Raw genomic sequence first — 12,741 nt, 5'->3', positions numbered from 1 at the left:
CGCCCATGAGCTTTGGGCAGGGGGGACCTCAGTCGCAGTGGGATCCCTGGACACCGCAATCGCAGCAGCAGCCGCAGCAGTCGCAGCAGCCGTGGAACAGCGGGAACAGTGACGGCACGCCGGACTGGGCCGCCCTCGCCGAGGCCTCCGAGGCCCGCGCCAAGCGGCGCCGGCTGCTGTTCATCGGCGGCGGCGCGCTGGCCACCGTGGCGATAGCCGGGGCCGTCGCCGTGGCCGTCGTCTCGGCGAACGGCTCCGGCCAGGCCTCCGACAGCCCCTCCTCGCAGCTCCCCTCGACGGCGGACATACCGAGCGCCACGGCCACCCGGCCGTCCTTCGCCCCGACCAGCGCCCCGCCGCCGCTGGACCCGAAGGACTTCGTCTCCAGCGCCGAGAAGGACAAGGCCCCGCTCGGCCCGGACCTGCTCTTCCCCGGCACCCAACTGACCATGGGCGAGACGGTGTACAAGAAGGGCCCGACGGCCGACACCCGCACCTGCGGCTCCGCCGCCCAGGGCACCCTGCCGAAGGTCCTCGACACCAACGAGTGCACACGCCTGCTCCGCGTGACCTACACCAAGGGCGACACCGCCGTGACGGTCGGCGTGGCCGTCTTCGACACCGAGGCCCAGGCCGAGAAGGCGAAGAAGGAAGCCGACAAGAAGAGCATCGTGCGCTCGCTGTCCGGAGGCGGCGTCACGTCCTTCTGCACCGGCGCCGTCTGCCGCTCCACCACCAACTCCTACGGCCGGTACGCCTACTTCACCGTCGCGGGTTTCACGGACGGCAAGGACGTCACGGAGAAGTCCACCGGCGTCTTCCGGGCCGGTGACGACCTGGCCGAGTTCGCCTTCCGGCAGATCCGCCGCCGCGGCGAGGCCCAGGCGTCGGCGGCGGCGGAGGGCTGACGCTCCCCCTCAGCAGCAGCCGGCCCCGGGCAGCGACCGCTTGTTGCGCGCTTCCTTGTTCCGGGCCGCCAGCAGCTCGTCGGCCGGGTAGCCGACCTCCTCCAGCGTCAGCCCGTGCGGCCGTACGACGTGCACCGCGGAGTCCCGTACGCCCGCGGCCAGCACCTTCGCCGGCCAGTCGGGGCCGCGGTGCCCGTCGCCGACGAACAGCAGCGCCCCGATCAGCGAGCGCACCATGTTGTGGCAGAAGGCGTCGGCCCGCACGGTCGCCGTGACGATCCCGTCCTCGCCCCGCACCAGACTCAGCTCCTGCAGCGTCCGGATGGTGGTGGCCCCCTCCCGCTTCTTGCAGTAGGCGGCGAAGTCGTGCTCGCCCAGCAGTCCGCGGGCGGCCTCGTTCATGGCGTCCACGTCGAGGGGCCAGTCGTGCCACAGCACGTGCCCGCGCAGCAGCGGGTCGACGCCGCCGGGGTTGTCCGTGACGCGGTAGGCGTAGCGCCGCCAGACCGCGGAGAACCGCGCGTTGAAGCCGCTCGGCGCCTCACGGAGCGCCCACACCCGCACGTCCTTGGGCAGCCGCCCCGCGAGCCGCTTGAGCAGCTTCACGTGATGCTCGGCCCACACCTCGCGCGGCAGATCGACGTGCGCCACCTGCCCCCGCGCGTGCACGCCGGCGTCGGTCCGGCCGGCGACCGTCAGCTCGTACGTCTCCCGCGACCGGGTCACCGTCCGCAGCGCGTCCTCGACCTCCCCCTGCACGGTCCGCCTGCCCCCGGCCTGCTTGGCCCACCCGGAGAACTCGCTCCCGTCGTACGAGAGATCGAGACGGATACGGACATGACCGGGCTGCACTTCGTCACTCACCCAGAAATCCTCTCACCCACACGAAAGCGGGCCCGCTCCTGGAAAGGAACGGGCCCGCCAACGCCCTGCTTTCAGGGGCGCGGGGAACTGTGCGACTAGCCACGACGAAGCCGCAGCCGCCGTCGCACGGCCCCCGGCAGACGCTTACGCGTCCTTGGACTCCTCGGCCGCGGCCTCGTCGTCGGCCTTGGTCGTGTCGACCTTGGCCTCGGAAGCCTCGGCGGAGCCCTCCGCGTCCTTGGCGGCACGCTTCGTCGCGGCCTCGGCCTCGCCGGTGGCCTGCTGCGCCACGGTCAGCGCCTCGACCAGCTCGATGACGGCCATGGGCGCGTTGTCGCCACGGCGGTTGCCGATCTTGGTGATCCGGGTGTAGCCACCGGGACGGTTCTCGTAGCGCGGGCCGATCTCGGTGAAGAGCGTGTGGACGACGCTCTTGTCCGTGATCACCTGGAGCACCTGACGGCGGTTGTGAAGGTCGCCCTTCTTCGCCTTGGTGACCAGACGCTCGGCGTACGGACGCAGCTTGCGCGCCTTCGCCTCGGTGGTGGTGATGCGGCCGTGCTCGAAGAGGCTCTTCGCCAGGTTGGCGAGGAGCAGCTTCTCGTGCGCGGCGCTGCCGCCCAGACGGGCACCCTTGGTGGGCTTCGGCATGGTGTTTCTCCTAGGTGTCTGCCCCGGCCGTATCAGGTACCGAGGTCAGTATCCGAGCAGGCGGCCGCCTGTCGGAGATCCGGGGCGTCTTTTCACACGCCCCGGAGGGTCCCCGCCCGAAGGGGCGCGGGGAACTGCGCGACCGGCCACAGCCGGCCGGCAGCCGAAAACGAACCGTGAACCCGAGCGCTCAGTACTGCTCGGTCTCCACGAAGCCCGCGTCCGCGTCGTCGTCCGCGCCGAACGCGTCGGCGGCGGCGGTCGGGTCGAACCCGGGAGGCGAGTCCTTCAGCGCCAGCCCCATACCCGCGAGCTTGGCCTTGACCTCGTCGATGGACTTCGCACCGAAGTTGCGGATGTCGAGCAGGTCCGCCTCGGAGCGCGCGACCAGCTCACCCACGGAGTGGATGCCCTCGCGCTTGAGGCAGTTGTACGACCGGACGGTCAGCTCCAGCTCCTCGATCGGAAGAGCCAGGTCCGCAGCGAGCGCGGCGTCCGTCGGGGACGGACCCATGTCGATGCCCTCGGCGTCGATGTTCAGCTCGCGGGCGAGACCGAACAGCTCGACCAGCGTCTTGCCCGCGGAGGCCATGGCGTCGCGGGGACGCATCGCCTGCTTGGTCTCGACGTCGACGATCAGCTTGTCGAAGTCGGTGCGCTGCTCGACACGCGTGGCCTCGACCTTGTAGGTGACCTTGAGAACCGGCGAGTAGATCGAGTCGACCGGGATGCGCCCGATCTCCTGACCGACCTGCTTGTTCTGCACGGCGGAGACGTAGCCGCGACCGCGCTCGACGGTCAGCTCCATCTCCAGCTTGCCCTTGGCGTTGAGCGTGGCCAGGACGAGGTCGGGGTTGTGCACCTCGACACCGGCCGGGGGCGCGATGTCGGCGGCGGTGACCAGACCCGGGCCCTGCTTGCGCAGGTACATCACGACCGGCTCGTCGTGCTCCGAGGAGACCACGAGCTGCTTGATGTTGAGGATCAGGTCGGTGACGTCCTCCTTGACGCCCGGCACGGTGGTGAACTCGTGCAGGACACCGTCGATGCGGATCGACGTGACCGCCGCACCCGGGATCGAGGACAGGAGGGTCCGGCGGAGGGAGTTGCCGAGGGTGTAGCCGAAGCCCGGCTCCAGCGGCTCGATGACGAACCGGGAGCGGAACTCGTCGACGACCTCTTCGGTCAACGAGGGACGCTGAGCGATCAGCATGTGGTGATCCTTCAGTCAGGGGCGCCCGCTATTTGACGCCCGACCAGTACTGCAAGGGTACGGGCGATACGGCCCGATGGAGCCGTACCGCCCGGAAACCCTGGTGAAGCGCTGAAGCGAGATCAGACGCGACGGCGCTTCGGCGGACGGCAGCCGTTGTGCGGGGTGGGCGTGACGTCCTGGATGGAGCCGACCTCGAGGCCGGTCGCCTGCAGGGAGCGGATGGCGGTCTCACGACCGGAACCCGGGCCCTTGACGAACACGTCGACCTTGCGCATGCCGTGCTCCTGCGCGCGGCGGGCAGCCGACTCGGCGGCCATCTGCGCGGCGAACGGCGTGGACTTCCGGGAGCCCTTGAAGCCGACGTGGCCGGCGGAGGCCCAGGAGATCACGTTGCCGGTCGGGTCCGTGATGGACACGATCGTGTTGTTGAACGTGCTCTTGATGTGCGCGTGGCCGTGAGCGACGTTCTTCTTTTCCTTGCGGCGCACCTTCTTGGTCGCGCCCTGACGTCCCTTGGGGGGCATGTCGTTCTCCTACGGGAGGTGGTCGGTCCTACAGCGAAGACCGCTGGACGGCGAGTCCGCTGCGGACTACTTCTTGCCCGGCTTCTTCTTGCCGGCGATGGCGCGACGCGGGCCCTTGCGGGTGCGAGCGTTGGTGCTGGTGCGCTGACCGCGGACGGGCAGACCGCGACGGTGACGGAGACCCTGGTAGGTACCGATCTCGACCTTGCGGCGGATGTCGGCCTGGATCTCGCGACGGAGGTCACCCTCGGTCTTGATGTTGTTGTCGACGTACTCGCGGATCGCGACGAGCTGCTCCTCGGAGAGGTCACGAACACGGGTGTTCGGGTCCACGCCGGTCGCGGCGAGCGTCTGCTGCGAGAGGGTCCGGCCGATGCCGAACACGTAGGTGAGGGCGATCTCCACGCGCTTTTCGCGCGGGATGTCAACACCGGAAACGCGTGCCATTCAATGGCTCCAGTTGATTGTCGGAGGTCTTCCACAGGACCGGCTCCCAGCCGCCGTACCAGGTACGAACTGGGTCCCCGGCCTCCGAACCGGGGGTGTCAGGCGATCGCTCGCCCGGGCCCTGCGTATGAACATATTCAGCTCGCGTCGCGCGAAGTCATGCGAATCGCGGAGGGAACGGTCAGGCGTCAGCCCTGGCGCTGCTTGTGGCGCGGGTTGTCGCAGATGACCATGACCCGACCGTGACGGCGGATCACCCTGCACTTGTCGCAGATCTTCTTGACGCTCGGCTTGACCTTCATGGGTGTGAGGTTCTCCGGGTCAGTTGCCGGCGGACCCGCGCGCGGGGCACGCGGGACGTGGGCAAGATCTACTTGTACCGGTAGACGATCCGGCCACGCGTCAGGTCGTACGGAGACAGCTCCACCACGACCCGGTCGTCAGGGAGGATGCGGATGTAGTGCATGCGCATCTTGCCGCTGATGTGTGCCAGGACCTGGTGGCCGTTCTGGAGCTCGACCTTGAACATGGCGTTCGGAAGAGACTCGACGACAGTGCCCTCGATCTCGATGGCACCTTGCTTCTTGGCCACGCTTCGCCCTTCGAATCGACTACCTTGATCGGCTTCCGTGTGCGACGCACCTCAAGACATGCAGGCACACGTGAGCCGACGAGTCAGTCTACGTCAGCAAACCCGGAAAGGCGAAACGAGGAAGTCTGCCCCGGATGCGAGATCGTTATGCGAGCGGGTCCGGCGCCGCCGTGATCCCCGGCTCCGCCGGCTTCGCCCTGCCGCCGTCGGGAGCCGTCAGCACCAACGGGCCCTGCTCCGTCAGGGCCACCGAGTGCTCCCAGTGGGAGGACCAGGTGCCGTCGGTGGTGATCACGGTCCAGTCGACCAGTCCTTCACGCCCCTCTCGCGGGCTCGGCGCCAGGGGCGCCTCACAAGCTTCGAGCGGCCGCGCCGGCCTCCGACCGGCGGTCGCGGCGCGGGCTCGCGTCACGCCAGCGGGTCCGGCGCCGCCGTGATCCCCAGCTCCGCCAGCTTCGCCCTGCCGCCGTCGGGAGCCGTCAGCACCAACGGGCCCTGCTCCGTCAGGGCCACCGAGTGCTCCCAGTGGGAGGACCAGGTGCCGTCGGTGGTGATCACGGTCCAGTCGTCGGACAGGACCTTGGTGCGGGGGGTGCCGAGGGAGACCATCGGCTCGATGGCGAGGCAGAAGCCGGGGACGAGCTTGGGCCCCTTGCCGCGCTTGCGGTCGACGTAGTTCAGCAGGTGCGGGTCCATGTGCATCTCGGTGCCGATGCCGTGGCCGCCGTAGTCCTCGATGATCCCGTACTTGCCGCCGCCGGGCTTGGGCTGGCGGCGGATGTAGGTCTCGATGGCGCGGGAGACGTCCACCAGGCGGTTGCCCTGCTTCATGGCCGCGATCCCGGCCCACATGGACTCCTCGGTCACCCGGGACAGCTCGATCAGCTCCGGGGAGTGGCCGGAGCCGACGAAGGCCGTGTAGGCGGCGTCGCCGTGCCAGCCGTCGATGATCGCGCCGCAGTCGATCGAGATGACGTCGCCGTCCTTGAGGACGACGTCGTCGGAGGGGATGCCGTGGACGACGACCTCGTTCACCGAGGTGCAGATCGTGGCGGGGAAGCCGCCGTAGCCGAGGAAGTTGGGCTTGGCGCCGTGCTCCGCGAGGACCTTGCGGGCGACCTGGTCCAGGTCCTTCGTGGTCGCGCCGGGGACGGCCGCCTCGCGGGTGGCCGCGTGGATGGCGGCGACGACCAGCCCCGCCTCGCGCATCTTGGCGATCTGCTCGGGGTTCTTGATCTGCACCATGGGGGCTGCGGCCTTTCTGGACGGGACGGACCGGTGAGGAGGGGCGGGCGGGGAACGGTTCCCACGATACGGGGCGGAGCCGTGCCGCCCCACGACACAGCCGCGGCCCCCTGAGCCGGGGACCGCGGCTGCACGCCGGGCGGAGTACTACTGGTCGCGCTTGAGCGCCTCCAGCGCACGGCGGGTGACCTCGTCCACGGGGCCCGTCGCCGCGATGGTGGCGACCAGGCCCTGCGACTTGTAGTAGTCGATGATCGGCTCGGTCTGCGTGTGGTAGACCTCCAGCCGCTTGCGGACCGTCTCCTCGGAGTCGTCGTCCCGCTGGTACAGCTCGCCGCCGCAGACGTCGCAGACGCCTTCCTGCTTCGGCGGGGTGTACGTCACGTGGAAGACGTGGGCCGAGTCGTTGCGGCAGACGCGCCGTCCGGCGATGCGCTTGACGACCTCGTCCTCCGGGGCCTCCAGGTCCAGCACCGCGTCGAGCTTCATGTCCTCGGTCTCGAGCAGTTCGTCCAGTGCCTCGGCCTGGGAGACGTTGCGCGGGAAACCGTCCAGCAGGAAGCCGCCCTCGGCGTCGGGCTGCTCCATGCGGTCCTTCGCCATGGCGATGGTGACCTCGTCCGGCACGAGATTGCCGGCGTCCATGTAGGACTTCGCGAGCTTGCCCAGTTCGGTCTGCTGGCTGATGTTCGCGCGGAACAGGTCGCCCGTCGAGATGTGCGGAATGTGCAGCGTCTCGGCAAGGCGGGTGGCCTGCGTTCCCTTTCCGGCACCCGGAGGCCCGACGAGGACGATTCGCATCAGCGGAGGAACCCTTCGTAATTGCGCTGCTGGAGCTGGCTCTCGATCTGCTTCACCGTCTCGAGACCGACACCCACGATGATCAGGATGCTGGTGCCGCCGAACGGGAAGTTCTGGTTTGCCCCGAAACCAGCCAACGCCATTGTCGGGACGAGAGCGATCAGACCCAAGTACAGCGAACCCGGCCAGGTGATCCGGTTGAGTACGTAGCTCAGATACTCAGCGGTCGGTCGGCCAGCCCGGATGCCCGGGATGAAGCCACCATACTTCTTCATGTTGTCCGCGACTTCCTCGGGGTTGAACGAGATCGCCACGTAGAAGAAGGCGAAGAACACGATCAGGAGGAAGTACAGAATGATGTGCGGCGTCGCGGCCGTGTCGGCGAGGTTCTTCTGGATCCAGGTGGCCCAGCCCGCGGTCGAGCCGGAGAACTGGACGATCAGCGCCGGAATGTAGAGCAGCGACGAGGCGAAGATGACGGGGATGACACCCGCCTGGTTCACCTTGAGCGGGATGTACGTCGAGGTTCCGCCGTAGGAGCGGCGGCCGATCATGCGCTTGGCGTACTGCACCGGGATGCGGCGCTGGGCCTGCTCCACGAAGACCACCAGGCCGACCATGACCAGGCCGACGAGGATGACGGTGCCGAACTCGATCCAGCCGCCCGCCAGGTCGCCCTGCTTCTTGATGGCCCACAGGGCGGAGGGGAAGGTCGCGGCGATCGAGATGAACATCAGGATCGACATGCCGTTGCCGATGCCGCGGTCGGTGATCAGCTCGCCGAGCCACATGACGACGGCCGTACCGGCGGTCATGGTGATCACCATGACGACGGTCGTGAAGATCGCCTGGTCGGGCACGATCTGTCCGGCGACGGTGCAGCCGGAGAACAGGGCGCCGCTGCGGGCGGTGGCCACCAGGCCGGTGCCCTGGAGGATGGCGAGCGCGACGGTCAGGTAACGGGTGTACTGCGTGATCTTCGCCGTGCCGGCCTGGCCCTCCTTCTTGAGGGCTTCCAGACGCGGGATCACGACGGTCAGGAGCTGCAGAATGATGCTCGCCGTGATGTACGGCATGATGCCGAGCGCGAAGACCGTGATCTGCAGCAGGGCGCCACCGCTGAACATGTTGACCAGGCCGAAGAGACCCTGGTTGCCGGACGCCTGGTCCACGCACTCCTGGACGTTCTTGTAGTCGACGCCTGGAATGGGAATGTGGGTACCGAGCCGGTACACCACGATGATGCCGAGCGTGAAGAGCAGCTTCTTGCGCAGGTCGGGCGTCTTGAACGCCCGGGCGAACGCGGTGAGCACGGTGCCTCCTGCGACCCCCGCGCTACTGCGTCAAGGGTGACGGTCTTGAGGTTCGACTGACGACTGATAAGTGGACGGCTAAGTGACTAACGCTGGACCGCCGCCCAGAGTGCCTCATGCGAGACACCCGGGAAAGAGGGCAGCGCAGGCCACCTTACCGGCGGGAGTACTCCCCTTGGAACGACCAACCGGGGATACCCCTTTTGTGGGGCATCCCCGGTCGGGATCGCTCAAGTCATCGAGGCGCCTGAAAGGTTCAGACGAGCTCGGTGACGGTACCGCCGGCGGCGGTGATCTTCTCCTTGGCGGAGCCGGAGACGGCGTCGACCGTCACCTGCAGCGCCACGGAGACCTCGCCCTGGCCGAGGACCTTGACGAGGCTGTTCTTGCGAACGGCACCCTTGGCCACGAGACCCTCGACGGTGACCTCGCCACCCTCGGGGTACAGCGCGGCCAGCTTGTCGAGGTTCACGACCTGGAACTCGGTCTTGAACGGGTTCTTGAAGCCCTTCAGCTTCGGGAGACGCATGTGGAGGGGCATCTGGCCACCCTCGAAGCGCTCCGGAACCTGGTAACGGGCCTTCGTGCCCTTGGTACCACGACCGGCCGTCTTACCCTTCGACGCCTCACCACGACCGACACGGGTCTTGGCGGTCTTGGCGCCCGGGGCGGGACGGAGGTTGTGGATCTTGAGCGGGTTCTGCTCCGCCATGATCAGTCGACCTCCTCGACCGTCACGAGGTGGCGGACGGTGTGCACCATGCCGCGGAACTCGGGGCGGTCCTCCTTGACGACCTGCGTGTTGATCCCCTTGAGACCGAGGGAACGCAGGGTGTCACGGTGGTTCTGCTTGCTGCCGATGTAGGACTTGACCTGCGTAATCTTGAGCTGCGCCATGATTACGCACCCGCCCCGGCACGCGCACGGAGAAGAGCCGCGGGGGCGACGTCCTCGAGCGGCAGACCACGGCGGGCCGCGATCTCCTCGGGACGCTGCAGGCCCTTGAGGGCCTCCACGGTCGCGTGCACGATGTTGATCTGGTTGTCGGAGCCGAGCGACTTCGACAGCACGTCGTGGATACCGGCGCACTCGAGCACGGCGCGCACCGGACCACCGGCGATCACACCGGTACCGGGGGACGCGGGCTTGAGCAGCACGACGCCGGCAGCCTTCTCACCCTGGATGGGGTGCGGGATGGTGCCCTGGATGCGGGGGACCTTGAAGAAGTGCTTCTTGGCCTCCTCAACGCCCTTGGCGATGGCGGCCGGCACCTCCTTGGCCTTGCCGTATCCGACACCCACGGTGCCGTCACCGTCGCCCACCACGACCAGCGCGGTGAAGCTGAAGCGACGACCACCCTTCACAACCTTGGCGACGCGGTTGATCGCGACGACGCGCTCAACGTAAGCGGTCTTCTCGGCGGCACCTGCGCCACCGTCACGGCCCTTCCGGTCCCGCCGCTCGCCGCCACCGGCACCGCTGCCGCGGCGCTGGGGTCCAGCCATTGGAATTACCTCTCTCTGTTTCCGCTAGCGTTACGGAACCGGCTCAGAACTTCAGACCGGCTTCGCGGGCGGCGTCCGCCAGGGCGGCGATGCGCCCGGCGTACTGGTTGCCACCACGGTCGAACACGACGGCCTCGATGCCGGCGGCCCTGGCGCGCTCGGCGACCAGGGCGCCGACCTGCTTGGCCTGCGCGGACTTGTCGGCCTCGCCACCACGGATCGAGGTGTCCAGCGTGGACGCCGACGCAAGGGTGTGACCCTTGAGGTCGTCGATCACCTGGGCCACGATGTGGCGGTTCGAGCGGGTAACGACCAGACGGGGACGCTCCGCCGTACCCGAGAGATTCTTGCGAATCCGGATGTGACGGCGCTTGATCGCGGCGCGCTTGTAGGCGTCGCCCTTGAGGATCTTCTGTCCGTATGCCATGGCTTACTTACCCGCCTTTCCGACCTTGCGGCGGATGACTTCGCCCTCGTACTTGACGCCCTTGGCCTTGTACGGGTCGGGCTTGCGCAGCTTGCGGATGTTGGCCGCAACCTCGCCGACCTTCTGCTTGTCGATGCCCTCGACCGAGAAGTGGGTCGGGTTCTCCACCTTGAAGGTGATGCCCTCGGGAGCCTCGACCGTGATCGGGTGGCTGTAGCCCAGGGAGAACTCCAGGTTCGAGCCCTTGGCGACAACGCGGTAACCGACACCGCTGATCTCGAGCTTCTTCACGTAACCCTGGGTCACGCCGGTGATCATGTTCGCCACCAGCGTGCGGGACAGGCCGTGCAGGGCCTTGCTCTGACGCTCGTCGTTGGGGCGGGTGACGTTCAGCACGCCGTCCTCACCCTTGGCGATGTCGATCGGCGCCACGACGGTGTGGGTCAGCGAGCCCTTGGGGCCCTTGACCGAGACCGTACGGCCGTCGATGGTGACGTCCACGCCGGCGGGAACCGCGATGGGGAGCTTGCCGATGCGCGACATAGCTGTTTCCTCCGTTCCCTTCCGTTACCAGACGTAGGCGAGGACTTCTCCGCCTACGCCCTTCTTGCCGGCCTGCTTGTCGGTGAGGAGCCCGTGCGACGTGGAGATGATCGCCACGCCGAGGCCGCCCAGCACCTTGGGCAGGTTGGTGGACTTCGCGTACACCCGGAGACCGGGCTTGGAGATCCGCTTGATGCCCGCGATGGAGCGCTCACGGTTCGGGCCGAACTTCAGCTCGAGGACGAGGTTCTTGCCGACCTCGGCGTCCTCGGTCTTCCAGCCCGTGATGAAGCCCTCCTGCTGGAGGATCTCCGCGATGTGAGACTTGATCTTGGACGCCGGCATCGTCACGGAGTCGTGGTACGCCGAGTTCGCGTTCCGCAGACGCGTAAGCATGTCTGCGATCGGATCAGTCATGGTCATGAATTGGCCTTCGGCCTCTCTCGCCGGGGTTTCCTGGTGCGCCATCCCTCTCCCCGATCCGAGACGGGACGGGTGCGGCGCGGTGGACCTACGGCGTAGTAAGTCGTACGGGCGGCAGACGCCCAACCCCGCAAGCCTAAGGCATGCGAGGGCGGGCCTCTGCCGACCCAGATGCTTACCGAGAGTCTGAATAACCCGGAATTACCGGATTACCAGGAGCTCTTGGTCACGCCCGGCAGCTCGCCACGGTGAGCCATCTCACGAAGGCACACGCGGCACAGGCCGAACTTGCGGTAGACGGAGTGCGGACGGCCGCAGCGCTGGCAGCGCGTGTAGCCGCGGACACCGAACTTGGGCTTGCGAGCAGCCTTGGCAATCAGAGCCTTCTTCGCCATCTCGCTCACGCCTCCTTGAAGGGGAAGCCGAGGTGACGGAGGAGCGCGCGGCCCTCAGCGTCGTTGGTCGCCGTGGTCACCACGGTGATGTCCATACCCCGGGTGCGGTCGATCTTGTCCTGGTCGATCTCGTGGAACATGACCTGCTCGGTGAGACCGAAGGTGTAGTTGCCACGGCCGTCGAACTGCTTGGGGGACAGACCGCGGAAGTCGCGGATGCGCGGCAGCGCGAGCGACAGGGTGCGGTCCAGGAACTCCCACATGCGGTCGCCACGGAGCGTGACGTGGGCACCGATCGGCTGACCCTCACGCAGCTTGAACTGCGCGATGGACTTGCGGGCCTTGGTGACGGCCGGCTTCTGACCGGTGATGGTGGTCAGGTCGCGGATCGCGCCCTCGATCAGCTTCGAGTCACGGGCGGCGTCGCCGACACCCATGTTGACCACGATCTTCACGAGGCCGGGGATCTGCATGACGTTCTCGTAGGAGAACTCCTCACGCAGCTTGCCCGCGATCTCCTCGCGGTACTTCGTCTTGAGACGCGGAGTGGTGGTGGTAGCCATCAGATGTCCTCACCCGTCCGCTTGGCAACGCGGATCTTGTTGCCCTCGTCGTCGAAGCGGTAACCGACGCGCGTGACGACCTTGTTGCCGTCCTTCTCCACGACCAGCTGGACGTTGGAGACGTGGATCGGGGCCTCGGTGGTCACGATGCCGCCGGCCTGCGAACCGCGAGCGGTCGGCCCGGCCTTGGTGTGCTTCTTGACCCGGTTGACACCCTCGACCAGGACACGGTCCTCACGGGGGAAGGCCGCGATGACCTTGCCCTGCTTGCCCTTGTCCTTGCCGGTGATGACCTGGACCAGGTCGCCCTTCTTGATCTTCATG

The 12,741-nt window shown here is 67.6% G+C and carries 20 protein-coding genes and 1 pseudogene; 1 reads left to right on the top strand and 20 read right to left on the bottom strand.

All coding sequences use genetic code 11. The features are described from left to right. The first annotated feature begins 5 nt into the window (after positions 1-5). Entirely contained in the window at positions 6-908 is a 903-nt protein-coding gene (locus Sdi02f_RS08330) for a hypothetical protein (protein ID WP_031083269.1), read from the top strand. 9 nt (positions 909-917) lie between these two features. Here the strand turns inward: Sdi02f_RS08330 and truA are convergent, their stop codons facing one another. The 20 genes and pseudogenes from truA to rplX all read right to left on the bottom strand — a co-directional run bounded on the left by truA (position 918) and on the right by rplX (position 12,740). Further along, the gene (gene truA, locus Sdi02f_RS08325; protein WP_031083272.1) at positions 918-1,772 is read right to left on the bottom strand and encodes a tRNA pseudouridine(38-40) synthase TruA; all 855 of its coding nucleotides are present in this window, start codon (positions 1,770-1,772) and stop codon (positions 918-920) included. 144 nt (positions 1,773-1,916) lie between these two features. Then, positions 1,917-2,423: a 50S ribosomal protein L17 gene (gene rplQ / locus Sdi02f_RS08320; protein ID WP_030400233.1), complete on the bottom strand. Its 507-nt coding sequence runs from the start codon at positions 2,421-2,423 to the stop codon at positions 1,917-1,919. Between the two features lie 190 nt (positions 2,424-2,613). Next, positions 2,614-3,636 (bottom strand): DNA-directed RNA polymerase subunit alpha, encoded by a 1,023-nt coding sequence (locus Sdi02f_RS08315; RefSeq protein ID WP_004946635.1) that lies wholly within the window; start codon positions 3,634-3,636, stop codon positions 2,614-2,616. Positions 3,637-3,758: 122 nt separating this feature from the next. After that, positions 3,759-4,163 carry a 30S ribosomal protein S11 gene (gene rpsK / locus Sdi02f_RS08310; protein ID WP_007443997.1) on the bottom strand — a complete coding sequence of 135 codons (405 nt, stop codon included), beginning with the start codon at positions 4,161-4,163 and terminating at the stop codon, positions 3,759-3,761. 66 nt (positions 4,164-4,229) lie between these two features. Beyond that, a complete protein-coding gene (gene rpsM, locus Sdi02f_RS08305) occupies positions 4,230-4,610 on the bottom strand; it encodes a 30S ribosomal protein S13 (RefSeq protein WP_004984507.1) in 381 nt (126 codons plus the stop codon). A gap of 188 nt (positions 4,611-4,798) precedes the next feature. Next, entirely contained in the window at positions 4,799-4,912 is a 114-nt protein-coding gene (gene rpmJ, locus Sdi02f_RS08300; protein ID WP_003974245.1) for a 50S ribosomal protein L36, read from the bottom strand. A 68-nt stretch (positions 4,913-4,980) separates the two neighbouring features. After that, positions 4,981-5,202: a translation initiation factor IF-1 gene (gene infA / locus Sdi02f_RS08295; RefSeq protein ID WP_003948620.1), complete on the bottom strand. Its 222-nt coding sequence runs from the start codon at positions 5,200-5,202 to the stop codon at positions 4,981-4,983. A gap of 145 nt (positions 5,203-5,347) precedes the next feature. Then, positions 5,348-5,506: pseudogene (locus Sdi02f_RS08290) on the bottom strand (type I methionyl aminopeptidase); the annotation flags it as partial. 104 nt (positions 5,507-5,610) lie between these two features. Then, positions 5,611-6,447, bottom strand: a complete 837-nt coding sequence (gene map / locus Sdi02f_RS08285) for a type I methionyl aminopeptidase (RefSeq protein ID WP_030400232.1) — start codon at positions 6,445-6,447, stop codon at positions 5,611-5,613. Between the two features lie 147 nt (positions 6,448-6,594). Continuing rightward, on the bottom strand, positions 6,595-7,248 hold the full coding sequence (locus tag Sdi02f_RS08280; RefSeq protein WP_030400231.1) for an adenylate kinase: 654 nt from the start codon (positions 7,246-7,248) through the stop codon (positions 6,595-6,597). Further along, positions 7,248-8,561 (bottom strand): preprotein translocase subunit SecY, encoded by a 1,314-nt coding sequence (gene secY / locus Sdi02f_RS08275; protein WP_030400230.1) that lies wholly within the window; start codon positions 8,559-8,561, stop codon positions 7,248-7,250. The genes Sdi02f_RS08280 and secY overlap by 1 nt, the downstream gene beginning before the upstream one ends. Before the next feature lie 256 nt (positions 8,562-8,817). After that, positions 8,818-9,273 carry a 50S ribosomal protein L15 gene (gene rplO / locus Sdi02f_RS08270; protein ID WP_030400229.1) on the bottom strand — a complete coding sequence of 152 codons (456 nt, stop codon included), beginning with the start codon at positions 9,271-9,273 and terminating at the stop codon, positions 8,818-8,820. A 2-nt stretch (positions 9,274-9,275) separates the two neighbouring features. After that, positions 9,276-9,458, bottom strand: coding sequence for a 50S ribosomal protein L30 (gene rpmD, locus Sdi02f_RS08265; RefSeq protein WP_003974250.1), 183 nt, complete (start codon positions 9,456-9,458; stop codon positions 9,276-9,278). A gap of 2 nt (positions 9,459-9,460) precedes the next feature. After that, on the bottom strand, positions 9,461-10,066 hold the full coding sequence (gene rpsE / locus Sdi02f_RS08260; RefSeq protein WP_003974251.1) for a 30S ribosomal protein S5: 606 nt from the start codon (positions 10,064-10,066) through the stop codon (positions 9,461-9,463). A 43-nt stretch (positions 10,067-10,109) separates the two neighbouring features. Beyond that, the gene (rplR, locus tag Sdi02f_RS08255) at positions 10,110-10,493 is read right to left on the bottom strand and encodes a 50S ribosomal protein L18 (protein ID WP_030400228.1); all 384 of its coding nucleotides are present in this window, start codon (positions 10,491-10,493) and stop codon (positions 10,110-10,112) included. A gap of 3 nt (positions 10,494-10,496) precedes the next feature. Continuing rightward, entirely contained in the window at positions 10,497-11,036 is a 540-nt protein-coding gene (gene rplF / locus Sdi02f_RS08250) for a 50S ribosomal protein L6 (RefSeq protein WP_030400227.1), read from the bottom strand. 24 nt (positions 11,037-11,060) lie between these two features. Next, positions 11,061-11,459, bottom strand: coding sequence for a 30S ribosomal protein S8 (gene rpsH, locus Sdi02f_RS08245; RefSeq protein WP_026248232.1), 399 nt, complete (start codon positions 11,457-11,459; stop codon positions 11,061-11,063). Between the two features lie 209 nt (positions 11,460-11,668). Further along, positions 11,669-11,854, bottom strand: coding sequence for a type Z 30S ribosomal protein S14 (locus Sdi02f_RS08235; RefSeq protein ID WP_003948630.1), 186 nt, complete (start codon positions 11,852-11,854; stop codon positions 11,669-11,671). 5 nt (positions 11,855-11,859) lie between these two features. Beyond that, positions 11,860-12,417: a 50S ribosomal protein L5 gene (gene rplE / locus Sdi02f_RS08230; RefSeq protein WP_003974255.1), complete on the bottom strand. Its 558-nt coding sequence runs from the start codon at positions 12,415-12,417 to the stop codon at positions 11,860-11,862. Then, positions 12,417-12,740, bottom strand: a complete 324-nt coding sequence (gene rplX, locus Sdi02f_RS08225; RefSeq protein WP_003992365.1) for a 50S ribosomal protein L24 — start codon at positions 12,738-12,740, stop codon at positions 12,417-12,419. The genes rplE and rplX overlap by 1 nt, the downstream gene beginning before the upstream one ends. Position 12,741: the final 1 nt, after the last annotated feature.

The sequence above is a fragment of the Streptomyces ardesiacus genome (assembly GCF_003112575.1).
GTDB lineage: Bacteria > Actinomycetota > Actinomycetes > Streptomycetales > Streptomycetaceae > Streptomyces > Streptomyces ardesiacus.
This window is presented reverse-complemented; position numbering and strand designations above follow the sequence as displayed.

What these genes read in the sequence shown, in the direction of transcription:
- Sdi02f_RS08330 (WP_031083269.1), top strand. Translation starts at nt 6, where the DNA reads ATGAGCTTTGGGCAGGGGGGACCTCAGTCGCAGTGGGATCCCTGGACA.
- rplQ (WP_030400233.1), bottom strand. Translation starts at nt 2,423, where the DNA reads ATGCCGAAGCCCACCAAGGGTGCCCGTCTGGGCGGCAGCGCCGCGCAC.
- Sdi02f_RS08315 (WP_004946635.1), bottom strand. Translation starts at nt 3,636, where the DNA reads ATGCTGATCGCTCAGCGTCCCTCGTTGACCGAAGAGGTCGTCGACGAG.
- rpsK (WP_007443997.1), bottom strand. Translation starts at nt 4,163, where the DNA reads ATGCCCCCCAAGGGACGTCAGGGCGCGACCAAGAAGGTGCGCCGCAAG.
- rpsM (WP_004984507.1), bottom strand. Translation starts at nt 4,610, where the DNA reads ATGGCACGCGTTTCCGGTGTTGACATCCCGCGCGAAAAGCGCGTGGAG.
- rpmJ (WP_003974245.1), bottom strand. Translation starts at nt 4,912, where the DNA reads ATGAAGGTCAAGCCGAGCGTCAAGAAGATCTGCGACAAGTGCAGGGTG.
- map (WP_030400232.1), bottom strand. Translation starts at nt 6,447, where the DNA reads ATGGTGCAGATCAAGAACCCCGAGCAGATCGCCAAGATGCGCGAGGCG.
- Sdi02f_RS08280 (WP_030400231.1), bottom strand. Translation starts at nt 7,248, where the DNA reads ATGCGAATCGTCCTCGTCGGGCCTCCGGGTGCCGGAAAGGGAACGCAG.
- rplO (WP_030400229.1), bottom strand. Translation starts at nt 9,273, where the DNA reads ATGGCGGAGCAGAACCCGCTCAAGATCCACAACCTCCGTCCCGCCCCG.
- rpmD (WP_003974250.1), bottom strand. Translation starts at nt 9,458, where the DNA reads ATGGCGCAGCTCAAGATTACGCAGGTCAAGTCCTACATCGGCAGCAAG.
- rpsE (WP_003974251.1), bottom strand. Translation starts at nt 10,066, where the DNA reads ATGGCTGGACCCCAGCGCCGCGGCAGCGGTGCCGGTGGCGGCGAGCGG.
- rplR (WP_030400228.1), bottom strand. Translation starts at nt 10,493, where the DNA reads ATGGCATACGGACAGAAGATCCTCAAGGGCGACGCCTACAAGCGCGCC.
- rplF (WP_030400227.1), bottom strand. Translation starts at nt 11,036, where the DNA reads ATGTCGCGCATCGGCAAGCTCCCCATCGCGGTTCCCGCCGGCGTGGAC.
- rpsH (WP_026248232.1), bottom strand. Translation starts at nt 11,459, where the DNA reads ATGACCATGACTGATCCGATCGCAGACATGCTTACGCGTCTGCGGAAC.
- Sdi02f_RS08235 (WP_003948630.1), bottom strand. Translation starts at nt 11,854, where the DNA reads ATGGCGAAGAAGGCTCTGATTGCCAAGGCTGCTCGCAAGCCCAAGTTC.
- rplE (WP_003974255.1), bottom strand. Translation starts at nt 12,417, where the DNA reads ATGGCTACCACCACCACTCCGCGTCTCAAGACGAAGTACCGCGAGGAG.
- rplX (WP_003992365.1), bottom strand. Translation starts at nt 12,740, where the DNA reads ATGAAGATCAAGAAGGGCGACCTGGTCCAGGTCATCACCGGCAAGGAC.